Annotated in this window: 23 protein-coding genes; 11 read left to right on the top strand and 12 right to left on the bottom strand. The window is 62.7% G+C overall.

Translation table 11 applies throughout. The features are described from left to right. Positions 1-16 precede the first annotated feature (16 nt). Positions 17-223, bottom strand: a complete 207-nt coding sequence (locus ACFUOZ_RS08115) for a hypothetical protein (RefSeq protein ID WP_377546597.1) — start codon at positions 221-223, stop codon at positions 17-19. A gap of 174 nt (positions 224-397) precedes the next feature. Here ACFUOZ_RS08115 and ACFUOZ_RS08110 point away from each other — a divergent pair, with 174 nt between their 5' ends. Beyond that, positions 398-1,315 carry a diacylglycerol/lipid kinase family protein gene (locus ACFUOZ_RS08110; RefSeq protein ID WP_377546595.1) on the top strand — a complete coding sequence of 306 codons (918 nt, stop codon included), beginning with the start codon at positions 398-400 and terminating at the stop codon, positions 1,313-1,315. Positions 1,316-1,337: 22 nt separating this feature from the next. Here ACFUOZ_RS08110 and ACFUOZ_RS08105 read toward each other — a convergent pair whose 3' ends face one another. Next, positions 1,338-2,183 (bottom strand): hypothetical protein, encoded by an 846-nt coding sequence (locus ACFUOZ_RS08105; protein WP_377546592.1) that lies wholly within the window; start codon positions 2,181-2,183, stop codon positions 1,338-1,340. Between the two features lie 299 nt (positions 2,184-2,482). On the opposite strand from ACFUOZ_RS08105, the gene ACFUOZ_RS08100 reads away from it, so the two are divergent. Continuing rightward, positions 2,483-2,929, top strand: coding sequence for an SRPBCC family protein (locus ACFUOZ_RS08100; protein ID WP_377546590.1), 447 nt, complete (start codon positions 2,483-2,485; stop codon positions 2,927-2,929). Here the strand turns inward: ACFUOZ_RS08100 and ACFUOZ_RS08095 are convergent. Both ACFUOZ_RS08095 and ACFUOZ_RS08090 read right to left on the bottom strand, forming a co-directional pair. Beyond that, complete coding sequence (locus ACFUOZ_RS08095; protein WP_377546587.1) at positions 2,926-3,894, bottom strand: hydroxymethylglutaryl-CoA lyase; 969 nt, start codon at positions 3,892-3,894, stop codon at positions 2,926-2,928. The two genes, ACFUOZ_RS08100 and ACFUOZ_RS08095, sit on opposite strands and share 4 nt — an antisense overlap. After that, positions 3,891-5,141, bottom strand: coding sequence for a CaiB/BaiF CoA transferase family protein (locus ACFUOZ_RS08090; RefSeq protein WP_377546585.1), 1,251 nt, complete (start codon positions 5,139-5,141; stop codon positions 3,891-3,893). The genes ACFUOZ_RS08095 and ACFUOZ_RS08090 overlap by 4 nt, the downstream gene beginning before the upstream one ends. 48 nt (positions 5,142-5,189) lie before the next feature. On the opposite strand from ACFUOZ_RS08090, the gene ACFUOZ_RS08085 reads away from it, so the two are divergent. Both ACFUOZ_RS08085 and ACFUOZ_RS08080 read left to right on the top strand, forming a co-directional pair. Continuing rightward, positions 5,190-5,702: a GNAT family N-acetyltransferase gene (locus ACFUOZ_RS08085; protein WP_377546583.1), complete on the top strand. Its 513-nt coding sequence runs from the start codon at positions 5,190-5,192 to the stop codon at positions 5,700-5,702. A 63-nt stretch (positions 5,703-5,765) separates the two neighbouring features. Next, positions 5,766-6,845, top strand: coding sequence for an alpha/beta hydrolase (locus ACFUOZ_RS08080; protein ID WP_377546580.1), 1,080 nt, complete (start codon positions 5,766-5,768; stop codon positions 6,843-6,845). Positions 6,846-6,880: 35 nt separating this feature from the next. Here the strand turns inward: ACFUOZ_RS08080 and ACFUOZ_RS08075 are convergent, their stop codons facing one another. Continuing rightward, positions 6,881-7,288 (bottom strand): peptidoglycan-binding protein, encoded by a 408-nt coding sequence (locus ACFUOZ_RS08075; protein WP_377546577.1) that lies wholly within the window; start codon positions 7,286-7,288, stop codon positions 6,881-6,883. A 198-nt stretch (positions 7,289-7,486) separates the two neighbouring features. On the opposite strand from ACFUOZ_RS08075, the gene ACFUOZ_RS08070 reads away from it, so the two are divergent. Continuing rightward, positions 7,487-8,110 (top strand): FMN reductase, encoded by a 624-nt coding sequence (locus ACFUOZ_RS08070; protein WP_377546575.1) that lies wholly within the window; start codon positions 7,487-7,489, stop codon positions 8,108-8,110. A gap of 49 nt (positions 8,111-8,159) precedes the next feature. Next, the gene (locus tag ACFUOZ_RS08065; RefSeq protein WP_377546573.1) at positions 8,160-8,522 is read left to right on the top strand and encodes a zf-TFIIB domain-containing protein; all 363 of its coding nucleotides are present in this window, start codon (positions 8,160-8,162) and stop codon (positions 8,520-8,522) included. Here the strand turns inward: ACFUOZ_RS08065 and ACFUOZ_RS08060 are convergent, their stop codons facing one another. Both ACFUOZ_RS08060 and ACFUOZ_RS08055 read right to left on the bottom strand, forming a co-directional pair. Beyond that, the gene (locus tag ACFUOZ_RS08060; protein WP_377546570.1) at positions 8,523-9,098 is read right to left on the bottom strand and encodes a hypothetical protein; all 576 of its coding nucleotides are present in this window, start codon (positions 9,096-9,098) and stop codon (positions 8,523-8,525) included. A gap of 7 nt (positions 9,099-9,105) precedes the next feature. Continuing rightward, positions 9,106-9,579, bottom strand: a complete 474-nt coding sequence (locus ACFUOZ_RS08055; RefSeq protein ID WP_377546954.1) for a hypothetical protein — start codon at positions 9,577-9,579, stop codon at positions 9,106-9,108. Positions 9,580-10,165: 586 nt separating this feature from the next. On the opposite strand from ACFUOZ_RS08055, the gene dnaB reads away from it, so the two are divergent. After that, on the top strand, positions 10,166-11,551 hold the full coding sequence (gene dnaB, locus ACFUOZ_RS08050; protein WP_167268417.1) for a replicative DNA helicase: 1,386 nt from the start codon (positions 10,166-10,168) through the stop codon (positions 11,549-11,551). A 94-nt stretch (positions 11,552-11,645) separates the two neighbouring features. Then, on the top strand, positions 11,646-12,371 hold the full coding sequence (locus tag ACFUOZ_RS08045) for a hypothetical protein (protein WP_377546568.1): 726 nt from the start codon (positions 11,646-11,648) through the stop codon (positions 12,369-12,371). A 71-nt stretch (positions 12,372-12,442) separates the two neighbouring features. Here ACFUOZ_RS08045 and ACFUOZ_RS08040 read toward each other — a convergent pair whose 3' ends face one another. The 5 genes from ACFUOZ_RS08040 to ACFUOZ_RS08020 all read right to left on the bottom strand — a co-directional run bounded on the left by ACFUOZ_RS08040 (position 12,443) and on the right by ACFUOZ_RS08020 (position 16,853). Beyond that, positions 12,443-12,904, bottom strand: coding sequence for a phage tail protein (locus ACFUOZ_RS08040; RefSeq protein WP_377546565.1), 462 nt, complete (start codon positions 12,902-12,904; stop codon positions 12,443-12,445). Between the two features lie 71 nt (positions 12,905-12,975). Beyond that, a complete protein-coding gene (locus ACFUOZ_RS08035) occupies positions 12,976-13,434 on the bottom strand; it encodes a ribose-5-phosphate isomerase (RefSeq protein ID WP_377546563.1) in 459 nt (152 codons plus the stop codon). A 10-nt stretch (positions 13,435-13,444) separates the two neighbouring features. Further along, the gene (locus tag ACFUOZ_RS08030; RefSeq protein WP_377546560.1) at positions 13,445-15,181 is read right to left on the bottom strand and encodes a dihydroxyacetone kinase family protein; all 1,737 of its coding nucleotides are present in this window, start codon (positions 15,179-15,181) and stop codon (positions 13,445-13,447) included. 31 nt (positions 15,182-15,212) lie between these two features. Further along, a complete protein-coding gene (locus ACFUOZ_RS08025) occupies positions 15,213-15,986 on the bottom strand; it encodes an SDR family NAD(P)-dependent oxidoreductase (protein ID WP_377546557.1) in 774 nt (257 codons plus the stop codon). Between the two features lie 24 nt (positions 15,987-16,010). Beyond that, positions 16,011-16,853, bottom strand: coding sequence for a sugar phosphate isomerase/epimerase family protein (locus ACFUOZ_RS08020; protein WP_377546555.1), 843 nt, complete (start codon positions 16,851-16,853; stop codon positions 16,011-16,013). A gap of 205 nt (positions 16,854-17,058) precedes the next feature. Between ACFUOZ_RS08020 and ACFUOZ_RS08015 the strand changes: the two genes are divergently transcribed. The 3 genes from ACFUOZ_RS08015 to ACFUOZ_RS08005 all read left to right on the top strand — a co-directional run bounded on the left by ACFUOZ_RS08015 (position 17,059) and on the right by ACFUOZ_RS08005 (position 20,339). Next, on the top strand, positions 17,059-18,396 hold the full coding sequence (locus tag ACFUOZ_RS08015; RefSeq protein ID WP_377546553.1) for an MFS transporter: 1,338 nt from the start codon (positions 17,059-17,061) through the stop codon (positions 18,394-18,396). Positions 18,397-18,459: 63 nt separating this feature from the next. After that, positions 18,460-19,344 carry a transketolase gene (locus ACFUOZ_RS08010; RefSeq protein ID WP_377546550.1) on the top strand — a complete coding sequence of 295 codons (885 nt, stop codon included), beginning with the start codon at positions 18,460-18,462 and terminating at the stop codon, positions 19,342-19,344. Next, positions 19,341-20,339 carry a transketolase family protein gene (locus tag ACFUOZ_RS08005; RefSeq protein ID WP_377546548.1) on the top strand — a complete coding sequence of 333 codons (999 nt, stop codon included), beginning with the start codon at positions 19,341-19,343 and terminating at the stop codon, positions 20,337-20,339. The genes ACFUOZ_RS08010 and ACFUOZ_RS08005 overlap by 4 nt, the downstream gene beginning before the upstream one ends. Positions 20,340-20,472: the final 133 nt, after the last annotated feature.

Genomic DNA, 20,472 nt, shown 5'->3' with positions numbered 1-20,472 from the left:
GGCGCCCGGACTGCCCTCAGAGAAGCGAGTGGGCTTCCAGGTCCTCCATGGCCCAGCCAAGGATTATCAGGTCGAACGGGTCGCGTTCGAAGATCCCGAACAGGTAGGCGTCGAAGTCCCAGAGCTTGGCGTTGCCGCCATTGGCCCAGTACCACGCCCATAAATCGTCAAGGGTGACCTCATGCTCGAGAACGAGTGTTCGTGCTGTCTGGCGTGAGTCCATGGGATATCCACACTGCTGCCGCAGCATCATGCCGCACCCAGCTGGTTGAGGCAGATTCCCAAGTGGGAACCCAATTTCATCGTTTCACGTTCGCGGTTTATCCGGAACCCCTCCGGGTTGCGAATAGTATGGGAACTTCCGAGGGAAACAGCCGCCTGAATAAGGGACCTCGCAATGAATCAGGAGCACATCGTGGATTCTGCCCGGACCTTTGAGTCGATCGTTATCATTTTCAATCCCAACAGCACAGGGGATGCGCCGGAGCTTGCGCAGCAATTGCACCAACGGTTGAAGGAAATTCTCAGCTACGAACCCGAGCTCATCCTCCAACCCACGGAGCATGCCGGACACGCGGTGGACCTTGCGCGGGAGGCCGCAGCGAAGGGCGGCGATGTCCTGGTGGTTTCGGTCAGTGGTGATGGCGGCTACAACGAGGTGGTCAATGGGGTGATGCAGGCCGGGAATCCCAGGGCGGTGTGCGCTGTACGGGCCGCCGGCAACGCCAACGACCACAGCAGGATCATCGCCACCAAGCCCTTGGAAGAGGCCATCGCTGAGGGTCGCGTCCACAACATCGACCTTCTGAGGATCCATACGGGCCAAAAAGAGGGCGAACCGCTTGAGTACGCGCATTCCTACATAGGCTTCGGCTTGACCCCCGTAGTTGCCACCGAGCTGGAAAAGGGCAGCAAGGGAGCCTTGAAGGAAATGGTCACCGTGATTCAGACCTTTTCCAAATTTGAGCCTTTCGGAGTTCGTTTGCCTGATGGGAAGCGTCACAAGTTCGACAGCCTGGTGTTCGCCAATATCCGCGAGATGGCCAAATACGCCACCCTCAGCGAGGCCGATGAGCACCCGTCCGACGGCAAGTTCGAGGTCATCATCTTCCCGCACATGCCCAAGTGGAAGGTCCTTCTGAAGGCGCTTAAGGCCACCACCCAGGGACTCGGTGATCAGCCAAGCGTCAGCAGCTATGAATTCACCACTCTCAAGCCGTTGCCGTATCAGATGGATGGCGAGGTCAAGAGCGTTGATGCCAACGTCAAGGTCAGGGTGGAGTGCGCGCAGGGGGCTTTGGCGACGCTCGGCTAGGCCACCTGGGCAAACTCGAAGCTCAATCGTGTGCGCAAGCGGCGGTGACGAAGTCATGGATTCGTCCACGCAGGTCAGTTGAGGCTGCCACTTTTACCAAGCCTTCGCTCCCTCCCACTTTCACCCTCAGCGGGAGGAGCGTGCCCACTTTGTCCTCCGCGACGGCATGCGGATCACATCGAGCCGGTCGGATGGTGAGCGCCAGCTCCTGCTTTGTGGAGCCCACGGTGACGTCCGTTGGCCATGGATCCGTGGGGGATTGGGCAAGCAACGTGGTCTCGTCGATCGATTCAATGGTGAAGCTTTGTATCTCCCTGCTCTGTGGAGCCGGCGTGATGATAAGACGCACGACGGCGGTCCGACCGTCCGCGGCCACCTTCAGTTCGGGGTCCAGCGCCATCGTGGCGACGGCGGCGGCCTGGGCTGCGATGCACAGCTCGGCTGAGTTTCTGGCCAGCACGCCGAAGGGATCGGCCGCGTCGGTCACCTCTTCGGTGGCTTCCTTGCCGGGCGCAATGAACTGCAGCGTTGCCTGGTTGGAACCGGTCTGTGGGGCTCCACATGACGCCGCCGGCAGTGCCGCCGGAACGCTTTTGGGTTGCCTGGGCGGCAGCTCGAGGCCGTTCCCGGAGCGCTGCCAGAGTATGTCGCCGTCGAAAAGGGGCGAACGGAGTCGCGCGCCAGTCACGGTCAGGGGATTGTCCGTTGTGTTGGTGAACTGGATCTGGATGGCTTGCTTCCCGTATTGGTCACGGGATTGATTGATTTCCACGGTGATGGGTGCATCGCTGCTGCCCGACGATGGTTGTGTAGTCGCGTCGTCGGAGCTGCAGGCGGATAAGGCGGGCAGCATCGTAGACAGGACCATGCACCACTTAAGGACACGCCCTTTTCGGCACACCATGCGATCAGTGTAGGCGTCCCCTGTACGCGGGTACGATGTCGCTCACGCACACCTGCCAACTCCGCCCATGGAGTGTGGCCACGAAAGGGGAGACCCAAGATGTGGGCTCGGAGGGCACCCACCGCGACGAGTCGGACATGCTGTGGTTGGACGGTAAGGCCAGCAAGCCGGCTACATGATGGCGGAGTGCCCTGGCGAGTAAACCATAAGCATGCTTAGCTTAAGGTGTCGCCTAGTCCTCCACCTGCGCAGAAAGGTTCCTCATGGCCACCGTGACCCAGCTGTTCAATGCCCCTGCCGCAGATGTTTGGAAAGTCATCCAGGAGGGGTGGCTGTACTCGGGGTGGGTGGTGGGTGCCTCAAGGATCCGCTCCGTTGATGACCAGTGGCCGGCCGAGGGCTCCCGGCTTCACCACTCCGTGGGATCCTGGCCATTCCTCATCGACGACAGCAGCCGGGTCACCGCCGTCGAACCCGAACGCAAGCTCGAACTTCTGGCGAGGGGGTGGCCGCTTGGCGAAGCGAAGGTGCTCATTACGCTGGAAGACCTCGGCGACTCGCGGTGCAAGGTCTCGATCGCTGAGGACGCTGTACGGGGTCCCGGCAAATTGGTGCCCAAGAAACTGCGCGACCCCGTTATTGCTGTCCGGAACCGCGAAACCTTGAGGCGCTTGGAACTGATGGCGCTGGGCGGGGCGGGCCGCTCCTAGCGCCCGGGCAGGTCCTGGGGCCGCAGCACCCAATCAAAGGCCTCTGCCTTGGACCGCGCGCCTTGGGCCGACCTGGAACGGTTGGGCTCGTCGAGTTCGGCCAGCAAATTCTCCGAAAGCACCACGAGTTCCCCAAAGATTTCAGGCGTCAGCCAATCGGGGCGGGTAGCGAACAGGATGTCTTCGCTGGACGTGTTTCCGCTGGCCCCCGGAGCAAAGGGGCAGCCACCCAGGCCGCCAAGCGCTCCGTCCACCATCTCGGCGCCCGCTTGAATGGCGGCGAGGGTATTGGCAACGCCCAAACCCCACGTGTCATGGCCGTGATAGACGACGCGACGGGAAGGGGATTCGGTGCGCACGCGGGTGATCAACTGTGCAACCTGCGCCGGGACCGCCTGACCCAAGGTGTCGCAGATGACGATGTCCATGGTGCCCTCGGCACGGGGGTCGTTGGCGATGGCCAGTATGCGTTCTTCGGGAACCCGGCCCTCGAACGGGCACGTGAAGGACGTCGCAATGCAGAGCTGGATCCGGCCATTGACTGCCCGCGCGTACTCGATGGCCTCGGGCAGGGCTGCCAGGCTCTGATCGGTGGTTCGGCCAATATTGGCCTTGTTGTGGGAGTCGGAAGCGGACAGGCAGTACTGGAAATTCCTTGCCCCGGCAGCGGCCGCCTTCGCAACGTGGCCCGGGGTTGCTACCCAGATCCAGCACTTTTCGAGTTCGAGCGGGGTCAGTGCTTGCACCACTTCCAGGGTGTTGGCCATCGTAGGGACCAGGTCCGGGCGGGCCATGGAGCCAAGTTCGATCGCCGGCACGCCAAGGCGCAGCAATTCCCGAACGGTATGGACTTTCTGTTCGGCTGGCAGGAGTTTGCCTGTCAGTTGGAGGCCGTCGCGGAGGGTAACGTCGCGCAGGATGGCACTGCCCAGGGTGGTGGCCAGGGGCCCGTCGTAACGGATCATGGCTGGACAGCTTCCTCTCGGCCGGAAGCGGCATCAATTTCGCTGTCGCTCATGCCAAGCAGCCCGCCGAGAACGTCCTGGGTGTTTTCGCCCAGGTCCGGGCCTAGGTTGCGGATGGGCAGCGACCGGCCGCCAATGACGGGAACCACGCCGGGGAAGCCGACGTCGGAAATAACTTCTTCGCCCGTGGACACGTCGAATTTTTGAATCATGTCGCGGGCGGCATATTGACTGTCGTTGCTGATATCCGCGGCGGTGTAAATCGGTCCTGCGGGAACACCGGCAGCTTCCAGGGCCGTCAGGGCTGCCTCGGCAGGCAGGGTCCGGGTCCATTCGCCGATCGCCTGGTCCAGTTCCTCACGGGCGGCCCAGCGACCCGCATTGCTCTGCAAATCAGGGCGCCCCGCAAGGTCCGGACGGCCGATGGTCTGCATATACCGCTGGAAGATCGAGTCGCCGTTTCCTGCCACCACAATGCTTGCATCGTCCTGGCAGACATAAGCATTCGAGGGGGCGATGCCTTCCATCCGGCCGCCCACCCTCTGCCGGTCCACGCCGTAAGCCTGGTAATCGGGGATGAGCGATTCCATCATCGAAAACATTGCCTCGTGCAGGGCGACGTCAATGACGCGTTCGGTGAGGGGGGCAGCGCCAGCCGAGTTCCGGCGTCGTGCTTCACGCTGGTAGAGGCCCATCACGGAACCGAAGGCGGCATAGAGGCCCGCGATCGAGTCACCGATGGAGACGCCCACCCGCACCGGTGCGCGATCGGGGTCGCCCACCAGGTTGCGGAACCCGCCATAGGCTTCGGCGACGGCGGCAAAACCGGGCCGCTCGGAAAGTGGCCCGGTTTGCCCGAAGGCGGAGATGCGCGTGACCACGAGGTCCGGGTTGGCTTGGTTGAGGACCTCCGGACCGAGACCCCATTTCTCGAGCGTGCCGGGTCGGAAATTCTCCAGCAGGATGTCCGATTTCGCTGCCAGCTCCAAAACAGCCCGCTTGCCGGCCTCGGTGCGGAGGTCCAGGACCACGGACTTCTTGTTGCGGTTCAGTGTTCGGTACAGCATCGAGGTGGTGCCCTTGTGCAGCCGCCAGTTGCGCAGTTCATCGCCGGTTCCGGGCCGTTCGACCTTGATGACCTCGGCGCCGAAATCTGCCAACAGGCGTCCTGCGGTAGGCGCGGCGATGTAGTTGCCGAGTTCCAGGACGCGGACGCCGTCCAACGGAGCGATGGTTTGCTGTGTCATGGTCCTCTTCCGTGCGGGATGCCCCTTTTGCAAACCTAGACTAGGCCCATGAGATTCGCCATCCGTCCCGCGGTTGAAACGGATGTTCCCGGAATTGTGACCGTGGAGACCCTGTCCGGCCGGTTGTCTAAGGCCGGGAGGGAGCCTTTCGCGGCAAAAATTGCCGCCGCGGTGACCGACGACGGTCGCCTGGTTTTGGTGGCCGAGGCGCCACTGGACATGACCCCGGGGCCGGGGTCCGCCGTCGTTGGCTGGGCGAAAACGCACCATTACGACGTCGGTGACGGTCCAGCGCCGGCGGGTCACTATCTGGGCGGCCTCACCGTGACGCCAGATTTCCGGCGTCGGGGAATTGCGGTTGCGTTGACCTCGCGCCGGCTTGAGTGGATCTGGGAACGCGCTGCCACTGCTTGGTACATCGTGAATGCGCGCAACGAAGCCTCTTTGGAGCTGCACCGGCAGTGGGGATTCAGGGTGGTCTCGCGCGGCCCGGCTTTTCACGCCGTAACGTTCGACGGCGGCGAGGGAGTCCTGCTGGAGGCGGCGCGGCCGCTGTCCTGACCCCAAGGAACGCCCATCCGTCTTAGCATGGGTCCAGGGAAGCACCGACCGGGGGAGTGTGTAATGGGGCCGTTGGATTCGATCCAAGCCAGTGCAAGGACAACCGAACCAGCCCAAGCGGCAAAACGTCCCAGGATCCCGCGAAAACGCTCTTCCCGGCTACGGAAACTCGAGATCGCCATCCTGGTGGTGTTGGTGGTGGCGCTGGCCCTCTCTGCCACTCCTTGGCCGTCTGCTCTGCTGATCCGCAGCGTATTTGAACGGGGCGCCCAGGCAACCATCGATGAAATGACGCCCTACGTTCCCGCTACGCCCCTGGATACCCGGATGGGGGTGGAGTACAAGCCGGGTTCCACCTTTGATGTCTTCAGCCCCCAGGGCACGGCGGCGCCGCTTCCTGCAGTCGTGTGGATCCATGGAGGCGCGTGGATCTCGGGGGCGCAGCGCGACGTCAATCCGTACCTCCAGATCATTGCCGACCAGGGCTACACGACCATCGGCATGAGCTATCCGATAGCACCTGAGGCCACCTACCCCGCAGCTGTGCGGGACATCAACGAAGCTTTGGCCTACATCAAGTCGCACGCTGCAGAGCTCAATGTGGACACCAGCCGGATCGTCCTTGCCGGTGATTCTGCCGGGGCCCAACTGGCCAGCCAGATGACCACGCTCACCGTTAACCCCGAGTACGCCAACCTCATGGGAATCCAGCCTGCGCTTCAGAAGTCCGAACTGGCGGCGACCATCCTGCACTGCGGCGTCTACGACCTCCGGGCCATGGCGGACCTGAACGGCATTGTGGCCTGGGGCTTCAAGACTGCCTTGTGGGCGTACACAGGGACCAAGGACTGGTCCGCTACCTACGCCGGGGCCACGATGTCCACCATTGACTTTGTCACTCCGGACTTCCCGCCGACGTTTATCAGCGGCGGCAACGGTGACGGCCTCACCTGGCTGCAGTCGGTGCCCTACAGTAACCGCCTCAAGGACGCTGATGTAGAAGTGACGGAGTTGTTCTGGCCGGCAACCTACCAGCCGGAACTTCCCCACGAGTACCAGTTCCATTTGAACTTCGCCGAAGCCCGCGAGGCGAGGGACAAGACGTTCAACTTCCTGTCTGAGCACGCTGCGCGGCGTCCGTAGAGCTCTGGTTGGTCTGGCAGCCGGGGTTTCCGGGCTCAGATGTTGCAGCCGGAGGCGCGGGCAGCCGAGTAGGGGTACCAGCTGATGGGGCCCGGGCCCATCTGAGGGGAGCAAAGGATGTTCCAGGTCCGGGGGCCGACAACGCCGTCTGGTTGTAGTCCCCAGAACCGCTGGAAGCCAATCACCGCGTTGCGGGTCGCGGGTCCGTATGAGTTGTCCACTGCCAGTGGGGCATAGGGGGAGCCGATGCGGGTTCTGAACGCATTGAGCAGCACCTGGATGTTGCCGACGCAGCTTGAGTAGCCCCCATAGCTGTAGTTGTAATCGACGCATCGGCCGGCAGCCTGTGCCGGGGCTGGTGCCGCGACACTAAGCGCGCCGAGTGCCAGGCTCGCAGCCACGGAGGTGAGTGCCAGTTTCGAGCGGCGGGTCATTTTCGACATGATAAATCCCTTCGTTGGAGAAACTTTGCTCCATGCTAACTCCCATCACGTGGGCGGACCATGGGGACTTCTGCTCCAGCGCCGTTGCGGTCTGTTCCCGGCGTCGGGCGCGGCGGGAATACATCCGCGGGCGCCCCTGTTCATTGATTTAGATGCAAACGCATGTAAAATGAATGAACGAGCAACAGGAGAAACGCCATGGAAACCCGCCGCATCACCGTACTTTCCGCCGGACTCGGCGTGCCGTCGTCGAGCCGTCTGCTGGCTGACCAGCTGGCCGCTTCAGCCGAGCGGCAACTGGGGGCGGCAGGCTATGAGGCGAGGATCGACGTCGTCGAACTTCGCGACCTCGCCGTGGACATCGCCAACAACTTCGTCACCGGGTACGCCGCACCGCGCCTCGCGGAGGTGATTGCCGGCGTCGAGGATTCCGACGCCATCATCGCCGTCAGCCCCGTGTTCAGTGCCTCGTACAGCGGGCTGTTCAAGTCGTTCATCGACGTCCTTGATCCCAAGTCGCTCGACGGCAAGGCCGTATTGCTCGGCGCCACGGGCGGTACCGACCGCCACCAGATGGTCCTCGACTACGCCATGCGCCCGCTGTTCACTTACCTCCGGACGCGGATTGCCGCTACCGCAGTTTTCGCGGGGCCCCAGGACTGGGGAAACGACGACGGCGGCTCGCCCCTCTCGTCGCGGGTGGAGCGGGCGGCGGGTGAACTCGTGCAACTGCTCAGCGGCCCCCAGCCTGGCCGGAAGGCTCCGGTTCTTGAGTCGCTGCCTTTTGAGCAGCTTCTTGCGGGAATCTCGGCAGGCAGGTAGTCCGAACTTTTACCTGGGTCCGGTCGTTGGGGCAAGCATGAAGTGTCCTGTGGATTCCATTGACCTGGTGATGAGCGAACGAAGCGGCGTAGAGATCGATTACTGCCCGAAATGCAGGGGCGTGTGGTTGGATCGCGGTGAGCTGGATAAGATCATCGACCGCGTAGCAGCGGAGAGCGGCCCGGGCTCAGCCCGCGCTGTCCCGCCGGCGCCACAGCCGCCGATCGCGCCGCCGCCCCTCTACAACCCCTTCGAGTCCCGTCCGCAGGAACCGCGGTACGAGGACAGGGGGCGGCGCGACTACGACCGGGACTACGATCGGCGCGAGTACGATCGGCGGGGTGACCGGGACCAGTACGGCCGTAAGCGCAAGAAGAAGGAAGGCTTCCTCGGCGACCTCTTCGACTTCTAGTTAGTCATCCAGAAGCTCGATGAACTCCCGGGCTTGCTTGATGTTGATGTCTGAGTGGCGGGTCAAAGCCAGTGCCGCGCCCTCCACGTCACCGCTCTTTGCGAGCGTGCGGATCCGGCCGTAGATTTCGTCGTTGAGCATATTGCTGCTGACCTCACGGGTGACGTCGCCCTTGCTCACGATCGCCCTGTACCGGTAAGGGAAGCGCTCGGGCTCGTCGTCGTCGTCGGCGAGCAGGTCCTTGGCTGGAGTTTCTGGGGTGAACGGCTGAGGGTGGGCCGCGAGGGCACCCACAGCATTGCGCGACGCACGCAGGCCTTCTCCCGTAGCCTGTAGATAGAGCTTGATGGCGGCCATGCCCTGGCCCTGGGCTATCAGCGAATACAACTGGCGATGCTGCTCTTGATTGAGTTTGGCTGCCGACTCCTTGGCCAACTCCACCGGATCCTTCGGGGCATTCGTTGCCTCGGCGGTTGCCTTTGTTTCCGCAGAGCGCTTGGTGAAGGAATGAATGAGCAGGAGCACTCCCGCGATGACCGCAATGAGGATCAGGAGCGGGATGAGGATGGAATCCATGGCGTTGTCAGAGCCGATCTACGTAGTTCTTGGCGGTAAGCAAATCTGAATGTGTGGCTTGGCGAAGAACTTTGATGGCCTCGATCTTTTTCCCGCCGCGGACCAGGTTCTGCAGCTCGAAGGCGAGCTGGGGGTTGAGCTGGCCGTTGGGGAGCACTGCGGGCTGCTGGCCTGGCTGATTGAGGGCCGCGGGGCGTCCGGTTTGTGCCTGGCCCGCAGAGTGGCCCTGTTGCGCATGTTGGCTGTGCTGGGCTTCGTTTTGGCTGGGCTTGGTAGTTGCTTCGATGCGGGCTCGAAGGGCCAACGCTTGCTGCACTTGGGAAGCCTGGTGCGCGGCGGAACGCGCCGCCAGTTCGCGCTGGTACCTCTCGGCGTCGGACATGCCCGCATCCCGCGGTTTGAAGGCCGCGGACAATGCCCAGAGCAGGCCCAGGAGGACGAGCAACGGAAGGGCAATCGTCAGCACGTCACCAAAGTTCATCCCCATGCTTAGAGCTTATGCCAGAAGTGCGTTATCCACAGCACATTCCACGGCGGGCATAGACTTCTGAGAGCAGGGTGTCAAATTATAGGGCTGAATGTAAGTTCCATCACATTTGCGGCATGTTTATACCGGTTTCCGACGTCTCAATGGACCTGGGAATCGACACGGCTGTGGATGATTTGTGGAAAAACTTTCTTCAGTCCACAGCTTGTGAGCAGCGTTTTCGCAGGTCAGAGCGCTAATGCTGCTAAAAGAATTTCTCTATCCACAGAGTAGCCCACAGTCTGTGCACAACGTTGGGGTGGTATTCCACAACTTATCCACAGGGCCTATCTGCCACCTGCTGTAACGTGTCTGAAGTGTCCATTTTGGGCACTCATTTACCCGCATTGAGTTTCCAGGGCCGTCAAAAAGTCACAACCCGTGGCGGCTTCCCGGAAGGCACTGTGGATAACTTGTGGATACGTAATTTTGTCGGACCTGCCTGACATCCTCAGAGCAACCCGGCGGACGTAGCCACACACTGCGCTTTGCAGCCGCCAGGGACTACATCTCTGCAGCGGTACATATTTGGAGGACGGCTTTGTCAGTTACGCACTTGGACTCAATCGAGGGCACTCGCGCTTCGGACTCGAGCCGGAAGCCTCCACAGGACATCCCTGCTGAACAATCCGTGCTCGGCGGCATGATGCTGTCCAAGGACGCAATCGCGGATGTCGTGGAGATCGTCCGCGGGCATGACTTCTACCGTCCGGCCCACGAGACCATCTACGAGTCCATCATCGACCTCTATGGGCGAGGCGAACCGGCTGACGCCGTCACGGTGTCGGACGAACTCACCAAGCGCGGCGAGATCAACCGCATTGGTGGGCCCGCATACCTTCACGAGCTCATCCAGACCGTTCCGACTGCAGCGAACGCCGGATACTACGCCGAAATCGTGGCCGAGCGTGCCGTGCTTCGCCGCTTGGTGAATGCCGGAACCAAGATCGTCCAGATGGGCTACGGCCAGGACGGCGAGGTGGAAGACCTCGTCAACCAGGCGCAGGCCGAGGTGTACGCGGTTGCTGAAAAACGTACCGCTGAGGACTACGTGGCGTTGAAGGACGTCATGGAATCCACCGTGGATGAGATCGAAGCCTCTGGTCACCGCGGCGAGGGCATGACCGGCGTTCCCACTGGTTTCTACGAACTCGACGAATTGACGCACGGACTCCACCCGGGCCAGATGATCGTCATCGCAGCCCGTCCCGCCGTCGGTAAGTCGACGTTCGCACTGGACTTTGCCCGTTCCGCTGCCATCAAGAACAACTTGGCCACGGTCATGTTCTCCTTGGAAATGGGCCGGAACGAAATCGCCATGCGTCTTCTTTCCGCAGAAGCCACCATTGGCCTTCAGGACCTCCGGAAGGGCACCATCAAGGACGAACAGTGGTCCAAGATCGCCACCACCATGGGCCGCATGAACGATGCTCCGCTCTTCATTGACGACAGCCCGAACATGTCGCTCATGGAGATCCGGGCGAAGTGCCGTCGCCTGAAGCAGCAGCACGACCTCAAACTTGTCATCCTCGACTACCTCCAGCTCATGAGCTCGGGCAAAAAGGTGGAGTCCCGACAGCAGGAAGTTTCGGAATTCTCCCGTGCCTTGAAGCTGTTGGCCAAGGAGCTGCAGGTTCCCGTGATCGCCCTGTCGCAGCTGAACCGTGGTTCTGAGCAGCGCCAGGACAAGCGCCCCATGGTCTCCGACCTTCGTGAATCCGGCTCCATCGAGCAGGACGCCGACATGGTCATCCTGCTTCACCGTGAGGATGTCTACGACAAAGAATCCCCGCGTGCGGGCGAAGCCGACATCCTCATTGCAAAGCACCGTAACGGTCCCACCAAGGACATCGTGGTGGCATTCCAGGGCCACTACTCGCGCTTCGCCAACATGGCGGGCGAAACCGGTGGTGGCGGCGGGTTCTAGCCCTCCGGGATTTTTTGCGCAGGACTACTTGGACAGTAGCCTTGCTGTAGTCCGCGCCTGTGGATGCTGTACAGAGAAATATTGGGGGACACATATGAAGAAGAATTTGCTGCCCGGACTCGGGGCAACTGCATTGATGGTTACGGCATTGACGGCCTGCGGTGGGGCTACGGCATCACCGCAATCCTCGTCGGGCCCTGCCAGCGAGACGGCTACTGCCACACCAACGCCGGCAAAGCAGTACACCCAGGACGAGCTCGTCGCTTTGGTGGGGCAGATCAAGGAAGCTGACGGTACCAGCCGTGCAGTAGTTTCCGACCAAGAGCTGGTGGCCCAGTACGAACCCATTCGCGTGCTCAACAAGGCAGCTATTGAACCTTCGGAATGCGGGAACCTCGGCACGCTTGGTGTGTATCAACCCGTGGACGGCGCCGCGTCTGCCGGCACTACCAGGTCCAAGACCGGCGAGTTCATCACCAACGTGGTCCTGGCCTCCGGCGTCGAATCCGCGTTGCTCCAGGCAAGCTTGGACAAGAGCGAGTCACAGATCGAGACATGCAAGAAGGTGACGCTGTCGGCTGAGGGGGACGTCATGACCCTTACGACGGAACGGGTCGACGGCGTCGGCTCAGTCCCCGGGACTGTGGCCTCCAAGACCGTCATGGTGCTGCCTGACGGAAAGTCAGGAGCCATTTACAACGCGTACGCCCTCAAGGACGGAGTCCTGATCTCGGCTTCCGCATCCAGTAACAGCTCTGCAACCGGCGGACCGGAAGCAGCCGGTGCGCTTATGGATCAGGCTGCAGCGCTGATCAAGTAGCTCCGAAAAAGGCCGTACGCACGGGGCTGTCCTCGTACGTACGGCCTTTTTGTGGCTCTTGGCTGGCGAGTTCAGTACTCGCCCTTGATCACGAAGTAGGAGCCACGGATTGTGCCGGCCAGCTTGGACTTTTGCCGGGCGAACTTGAACTTCGAGTCCAGCTCCTCGGGGACGTCCATGCCGTCGGAGAGTTTGAATCCCACAGCCCTCTTTCCTTCGCCCGTGCTGTACATGACGTTGATAGAGAGGCCGGACTCGTAGAACACATATGCCATCTGCAGGTCCTCCACTTGGAAAGATGTGGCCTCCAGTGGCTTGGAGTTGATCACGATGTCGCGTTCTTCCCTAAGGATCCGGGTCACCCTGTCCACTACCTCGGGGAGCTCCTCGGCGGGGCTCACTGTGAAATCGTGGTCGTACTTGTTCTTGTAATAGCGGGCCTCGTTGGCACGCAGTCCGGCGGCGGCCTCGGCGACGGGCGAGGACTCAAGTCCCACGGTGGATACGTTCTTGAAGTCAACGGTGTAGGGCATCAGCTCTCCTGGTCCGGCCTGTTTGCACCAATGCTACTGATGAGACGTGCCGGGGCTGGCTGTACCGTCCCCTAGCAACCCTCGAAGTCGCTCAGCACCTTCACCTTCGCAGCAGATCCGGAAGAAGGGTCAAAGGCGTAGCCGATCCACTCCTTAGCCAGTCGGCGGGCCAGCTCGACGCCCACCACGCGCTGGCCCATGGACAAGACCTGGCAGTCGTTCGACAGGATGGAGCGTTCAACGGAGAACGAATCGTGGGCTGCCGTCGCCCTGATTCCCGGGACCTTGTTGGCCGCGATGGCCACTCCGATTCCCGTTCCGCAGAACAGGATGGCCCGGTCCGCCTTGCCGTCGCGGATCATTTCACCGGCCGCGATACCCACATAGGGATACGGGCGGGAGAAGTCCTCATCGTCACGGTGGACTCCGATATCGATCACTTCACTGATTCGGGAGTCGGCCTCGAGGTCGGCCAGAATTCGGTCTTTGTAGTCAACGCCGGCTTCGTCGGCACCCACAATAATGCGCATGAATGGTCTCCTAATTGATGGCGGCAGCTACGGGAACTGCAGTGAAGTGGGGTCCGACGGCGGCAAACACCATGGCGAGCGACGTCGCCCCGGGATCCGGTGTGCCGATGCTCTTCTCGGCCAGTGGCCTGGCGCGGCCCTTGAGGGGTCGAAGGTCTGCGGTGGACGCGGCGGCGGTTGTGGCTTCAGCCGCAGCATCTGCCCACGCTTGCTCCAGAGAGGAGCCACCGGCCACGTGTTCCTCCAGCGAGGAAGCGAACGGCAGCAACGCATCCATCATGGTTTTGTCACCGATTTCCGCTTTTCCAAGGCCCGCGATGCGATCAGCGAAGGCGCGAACCGACTGGGCGAGGACCTCCGGCGTCGGGATTTCCGTGTCACCCAGACGCTCGCCGAAGGCGCGCAGGCCGGCACCCCACAGGACGCCCGACGTGCCACCGGCTTTGTCGGCCCAGGCGTCGCCCGCGACCATCAGGACCGAACCAGCGCCGGCGCCCGAGGAGACGGCGGCTGCAGCAGCCTCAAGCGACGCCGCCGATCCGCGGACCATGCCGCGGCCGTGGTCGCCGTCGCCGGCGATGGCGTCCATGTCTCCCAGCATGGCTTCGGACGAACGCATCAGGGCGGCGGTGGTCTCCAGAGCACTAAGGCACTGGCCTGCGTAGGCGCGGGAAGCCTCTGTGGAGGAGTAGTGGGTGGCCTCTGCCACCGATGCCTCGGCGGCGTCCTCGGTGAAAGCAACATCGAATCCGACGGACCCCCGGCGATACGCCGGCGTCAGCGCCGGGGCTGTCCAGTACTGCTCCAGTTCGTCATCCAGCCACGTGAGCGTCAGCGATGCGCCCGCCATGTCCAAGGACGTCACCAGCTCGCCAACTTCCGGCATCACCAGCGTGTAGCCGGCCTCGCGGAGCAGGGGAGCCACGGTGCGCCAAAGGACAAAGAGCTCCTCGTGCTTGGTTGAACCCAGGCCGTTCAGGATTACTGCAACTCGTCCGGAGGCGGCCGAAGGCGCCTCCTCCACGACGCGCCGCACCAGTTCCCGGCCAAGCTCGACGGCGGTGGGCAGCTCGGTATCGAACAGTCCAGGCTCGCCGTGGATGCCAAGTCCCAGGCCCATCTGACCCTCGGGAAGGCGGAAGAGCGGGGCATCGGCACCCGGGAAGGTACAGCCACCGAATGCTGTTCCGATGGTGCGCGTGAGCTCGTTCGCCTTGCGGCCAAGCCGGACCACGGAGTCCATATCGAGTCCGGCCTCAGCGGCAGCGCCCATGACCTTGAAGACCACGAAGTCACCGGCGATGCCGCGGCGCTTCCCGATCTCCGACAAGGGTGCGCTGGCGATGTCGTCCGTGACCAGCACGTTTTCCGCCCGGATCCCTTCGGCGTTCAGGCGCTCGCTGGCCATCCCGAAATTCATCACGTCCCCGGCATAGTTGCCGTAGGTGAACACCACCCCGGCTCCGGAGTTGGCAGCCTTCGCCACGGAGTAGGCCTGCTGGGTGGAGGGTGAGGTGAAGATGTTTCCCACCACGGCTCCGTCGGCGAAACCCGGGCCGATGATTCCCGCAAATGCGGGATAGTGGCCGGAGCCGCCGCCGGTAATGACAGCGACCTTTGGCATAGCCGGCCGGTTGCGTCGAACCGCTCCGCCCTCGACCTGGCGCACCAGGTCCGAGTGGGCATCGCAGAAGCCGGCAAGCGCTTCATCTGCAAAGTCGGCGGGGTCGTTGAAGATTTTGGTCATGGCGGGGTCCTGGTTTTTCTGTGGGAAAGGACTAGTGGATGTGGCTGCCGCCGTTGATGTCGATGGTGGTGCCGGTGAGGTAGGCCGAGTCCTCGGAGGAGAGGAAGGTGATCACGGCTGCGACCTCTTCCGTGGTGGCGTTGCGGCCCAGGGGGATGCCGGCGTTGATGGCGGCTTCCTGCTCGTCAGTGCTGCCCACGCGGATGTTGGTGTCCACGGCGCCGGGGGTGATGGCATTGACGGTTACGCCTGTTTCGCCGATTTCACGTGCGAGAGCCTTGGTGAAGCCGAGGATGGCGGCCTTCGCTGCGGAGTAGGGAACCTTGCCGAACACGCCGCCGCCGCGCTGCGCTGAAACCGATGACATGTTGACGATGCGGCCCCAGCCGTTGGCGATCATGTCCGGCAGGAATGCCTTGGTCACCAGGTAGGTGCCGGTGGCGTTGACGTCCATTACCTTGTGCCACAACTCCAGCGTGGTTTCGAGGAAGGGGACAGGGGAGGTGATGCCTGCGATGTTTGCCAAGGCGCCAACGGGAGGCAGGTTGCCACCCGAAACCTCGGCCGCAACAGCCGCCTGCGCGGCAGTAACGGAAGCTTCGTTGGCGACGTCGATCTCGTACCCGAAGGCGGGGACGTTGAACTCGTTGCCGATTTCGGCGGCAACCTTGGCGGACTTCTCGCCGTCGAGGTCCAGGATGACGACGCCCCAACCCTGGGCGGCGTAGCGGCGGGCGGTGGTGAGGCCGATGCCGCGCTCCGAGGTGGCTCCGGTGAGAACGGCGGTGCGCTGGATGGTGGTCATGGTGCTCCTTGAAAGTTGTGGTTGTTAGATGAGGTCTGAGATGTAGCTGCCGGCTTTGGCGGCGGCAGCCGGGCGCTCGTCGTGGGTGACGTCGCGCGTTTCGAGTTCCAGCGAGAAGTGGCCGGTGTAGCCAGCGGCCCGCAACGTGGAAAGCCCGGCAGCGAAGTCTGCGTGGCCGTTGCCAATGCTGAGGTTGATGTTTCCCGGTTCGTTTTCCGTGGCAGCCGTCGCATCGCGGAGGTGGACATGCTTGATGCGCTCGCCGAACCGCGACACGAAGTCCACGGGATCGCCGCCGGAAGCAACGATGTGGCTGAAGTCCATGACGATCCCGACGTCGGACCCGGCAAGTCGGTCGGCCAGGAGCTGCGCGCGTTCGGTGTTCCAGCAGAGCCGGAAGTAGTGGAGGGACTCGGTCCACAGTTCCAGGCCGAGCTCCTTGGCACGGACAGAGGCGTGGATCAACTGCGCCGCCACCGTTTCGATGTCTTCTTCCACGCTCCGCAGTGGCTCGTGGTCGATTGCTCCACAGGGAAGGACTAGTGCCTTCGCGCCGGTCTTCGCGGCCAGGTTGAGCAGCATCGCAAGGTGACGCTCGCGCGCTTCTGCGGCACCGGCGTCGAGCGTTGCGTTCAGATCGCCGACGTCGCCGTTAACCGAACGGACGCGGAGGCCCGAATCACGAACGACGGCGGCAACCGCCTCGACTGCCTCGGCGTCCAGTATGTAGGGCACGTGGTCGCAGACGCCGGGTAGGGCGCCCAGGTCAATCTCCTCGAAGCCGAGCCCGCGCATGGTGTGCAAGGCGGTGGCTAGCTCCTGATGTCGAAAGCTGATGGAAGAACAGCCCAGTCGTTGATGAAACATCGTCGTTGATCCTCAAATCGAGCCCCGCTACGTGGAGGAGCTTTAGTGATGGACACCACGTTAGCGACGTTAACTGTCAACAGTCAACCTCTCAAGTTGACTGTTGACATTGCTGGTGGCGTCGGTCACAGTTGACGTATTATGTTGACTGTCGACAGTGGGGATGCCGAAGAAGCACCGCACTCATCGAAAGGGAAAAAGACAGATGAGCAATGAAGCTCTGACCATGCGTGGTCCGGTTCATGGAACCAAGGAAGCAAAGCGCGTCGCCGTCGGTTCAGGCGTCGGCGCAGTCATTGAAACCTATGACTTCATCGGTTTCGGCACCGCCGCTGCACTGTACTTCGGCACAGCGTTCTTCCCGGGCGCCGACCCGGTGACAGGCACCTTGGCCTCCTTCGCGACCCTCGGTGTCGGCTTCGCTGCCCGTCCACTGGGCGGCATCATTGGCGGCCACCTGGGCGACAAGCTGGGCCGCAAGCCGGTGCTGGTGGCCTCGCTCATCCTCATGGGCCTGGCGACGTTCGCCATCGGCTTGCTGCCTACGTACCAGCAGGTCGGCCTCCTGGCTCCCGCGCTCCTGGTCCTTGTGCGCATCATCCAGGGCCTCGCCTTCGGTGCTGAATGGGGCGGTGCCATTTTGATGAGTTACGAACACGCGCCCTGGCGGAAGAAGGGCCAGTTCACGGGAATCGTGCAGGCCGGCTTCCCCGTGGGGCTGCTCCTGGCCAACCTGGTGTTCCTCTTCAGCGTGGGCCTCGGCAGCGAATGGGCCTGGCGCGTACCGTTCCTGGCGAGCATCCTGCTTGTGGCCGTGGGCTTGATCATCCGTTCCAAGGTTCCGGAGTCCCCGGTTTTCGAAGACGTGAAGAACAAGGGCGACATTGTGAAGTCCCCCATCGTTGAGGTCATCAAGACCGACTGGCGCAACATCGTCCGGGGCATCGGCCTGCGCATCGCAGAGACTGCTGGCTACGCCGTGTCAGTGACCTACATGATTTCCTACCTCCACAGCACAAAACTGGCCGACAAGACCCAGACCCTGGTTGCCCTTTGCATCGCCGCCGCCATCGGCATCTTCGCCACCTACGCCTGGGGCAAGCTGACGGACAAGGTGGGCCGCAGGCCCGTCTACATCTGGTCCACCGCGTTCGCTGTGGTCTTCGGCATCCCGATGTTCCTCCTGGTCAACACCGGGCTCTTCATCTTGATCATCGCCACGATCGTGGTCGCCTATGCCGTGTGCCAGAACTCCCTCGCTGGTGCTCAAGGCGCCTGGTTCCCGGAACTCTTCCAGGCCAAGACCCGCTCTTCCGGCGCATCGCTTGCCTACCAGATCTCGGCCATGGTTTCCGGCTTCACGCCCTTCATCACCACGCTGCTGTTCGTCAGCTTCGGCTGGGTAGGTCCCGCAGCCCTCTTCAGCATCTACGGCGCAATCGGTCTCTGGGCTGCATTGATCACCAAGGAAACCTGGGGCAAGCGCGAGCGGCAGCTCGCCGAAGAAGCCGCCAGCAAAACTCCCCAGACGGTAAACGCCTAAGCAACCACTCGACGTCGGGCGCGTTCTCCCCATCGGTACGCGCCCGACCCCGGAAGGAATCCAGTGACTCTCTCATCTACTGAAACGGCTGCACCGGCCGCCGAGCGCGTAGACCGCATCCGCGCTGCCGCATACCGCATCCGTCATCACGCCCTGAACATGGGCGAGGTGCAGGGCCAGGGCTACGTTGGTCAGGCGCTCGGCGCAGCGGACATGTTCGCCGCCGTTTACGCCGACCAGCTGCGATACCGCGCCGAAGACCCGCACTGGGAGGGCCGTGACAGGTTCCTGCTCTCCACGGGCCACTATGCGATCGGGCATTACGCGGCGCTGGCGGAGGCCGGGATCGTCCCCGTTGCCGAGCTTGAGACCTACGGCTCGGACGACTCCCGCCTGCCCATGTCCGGCATGTCCACCTATACGCCGGGCATGGAAATCTCCGGCGGTTCGCTCGGCCACGGACTGACCATCGCGGTCGGTATGGCCTTGGGGTTGCGCGCGCAGGGTAGCTCCTCCCGCGTGATCAACTTCCTTTCCGACGGCGAACTCGACGAAGGCTCCACCTGGGAGGCGGCCATGGGGGCGCACCACCACCAGCTCGGCAACCTCATCGCCATGGTGGACATCAACGCGCTGCAGGCCGACGGCCCCACCAACACGGTGCTGCGCACCGAACCGGTGACGGAGAAGTGGGAATCGTTTGGTTGGTACACGCAGCGGGTGGACGGGAACGACGTCGGTGCGCTGCTGGCTGCGTTCGACAACATCGCCTCAGTTTCCGGTCCGGTCGGGCGGCCGTCCGTGATTCTTTGCGACACCAAGATAGGACGCGGCGTGCCATTGCTGGAGACCCGCGAGAAGGCGCACTTCATGCGCATCGAAGAAAGCGAATGGCAGATCTGCCGGGAACAGCTGACTGCAGGACACGAAGGGACGGCTTCAGCATGAGCACTACCACCACGGCGAAGCCGAAGCTCAAGACCTCGGCGATGATCGCCTCGTTTGCCGACCCCGGCCAGAAGACCACGTCCGCACCGTTCGGGCATGCGTTGGTTGCTGCCGCCGAGGCCAACCCGGCGATTGTCGGGTTGACCGCGGACCTGGGCAAGTACACGGACATGCACATCTTCGCGAAGGCCTTCCCGGAGAGGTTCTTCCAAATGGGCATGGCCGAGCAGCTCCTGTTCGGTGCCGCCGCCGGCATGGCCGAGACGGGGCTGGTTCCGTTCGCGTCCACCTACTCCGTGTTCGCGGCCAGGCGTGCCTATGACTTCCTGTGCCTGGACATCGCCGAGCCCAACCTGAACGTCAACATCGTCGGCGGCCTGCCGGGCCTGACCACGGGCTACGGTCCCAGCCACCAGGCCACTGAGGACATGGCAATTTTCCGCGGCATGCCCAACCTGACCATCGTGGACCCGTGCGACTCCGTGGACATCGAGCAGGCCGTCCCGCAGCTCGCGGCCTCCGACGGCCCTACCTATCTGCGCCTGCTGCGCGGCAACGTGCCCACTGTCTTGGACGAGTACGACTACACGTTCGAGCTCGGCAAGGCCAAGGTCCTGCGTGGCGGCAACGACGTTGTGTTCGTTTCCTCCGGCCTGATGACCATGCGCGCTTTGCAGGCCGCGGACGCCCTGGCTGCCCACAACGTTGACGTGGCGGTGGTGCACACTCCCACCATTAAGCCTTTCGACTCGGCAACCGTGCTGGCTGAGCTGAACACCGATCGTCTTGCCGTGACGCTGGAGAACCACACCGTTGTTGGCGGTCTGTTCGAAACTGTTGCCTCCGCCGTCGTAAGTGCCGGCCTGGGCAAGCGCGTGGTTCCCATCGCGCTTCCGGACCAATTCCTCGACGCCGGTGCGCTGCCGACACTGCACGAACGCTACGGACTGTCCGTCGACCGGATCGTGGCAAAGGTGCTGGCCGAACTCGCCTAACCCCGTGGAGTTTTTGTACAGCTAATGCGCTTTAGAGGCCGGTTTAAGGTCATTAGCTGTACAAAAACCCGGGCGCCCGTAGTATCGACAGTTAACAACGGACTGTCAGCAGTTGCCAATAGAACCGAGGACA

The sequence above is a fragment of the Paenarthrobacter sp. NPDC057355 genome, assembly GCF_042667405.1.
GTDB lineage: Bacteria > Actinomycetota > Actinomycetes > Actinomycetales > Micrococcaceae > Arthrobacter.
The sequence above is the reverse complement of the archived record's forward strand: the minus strand, read 5'-3'. Positions and strand labels throughout refer to the sequence as shown.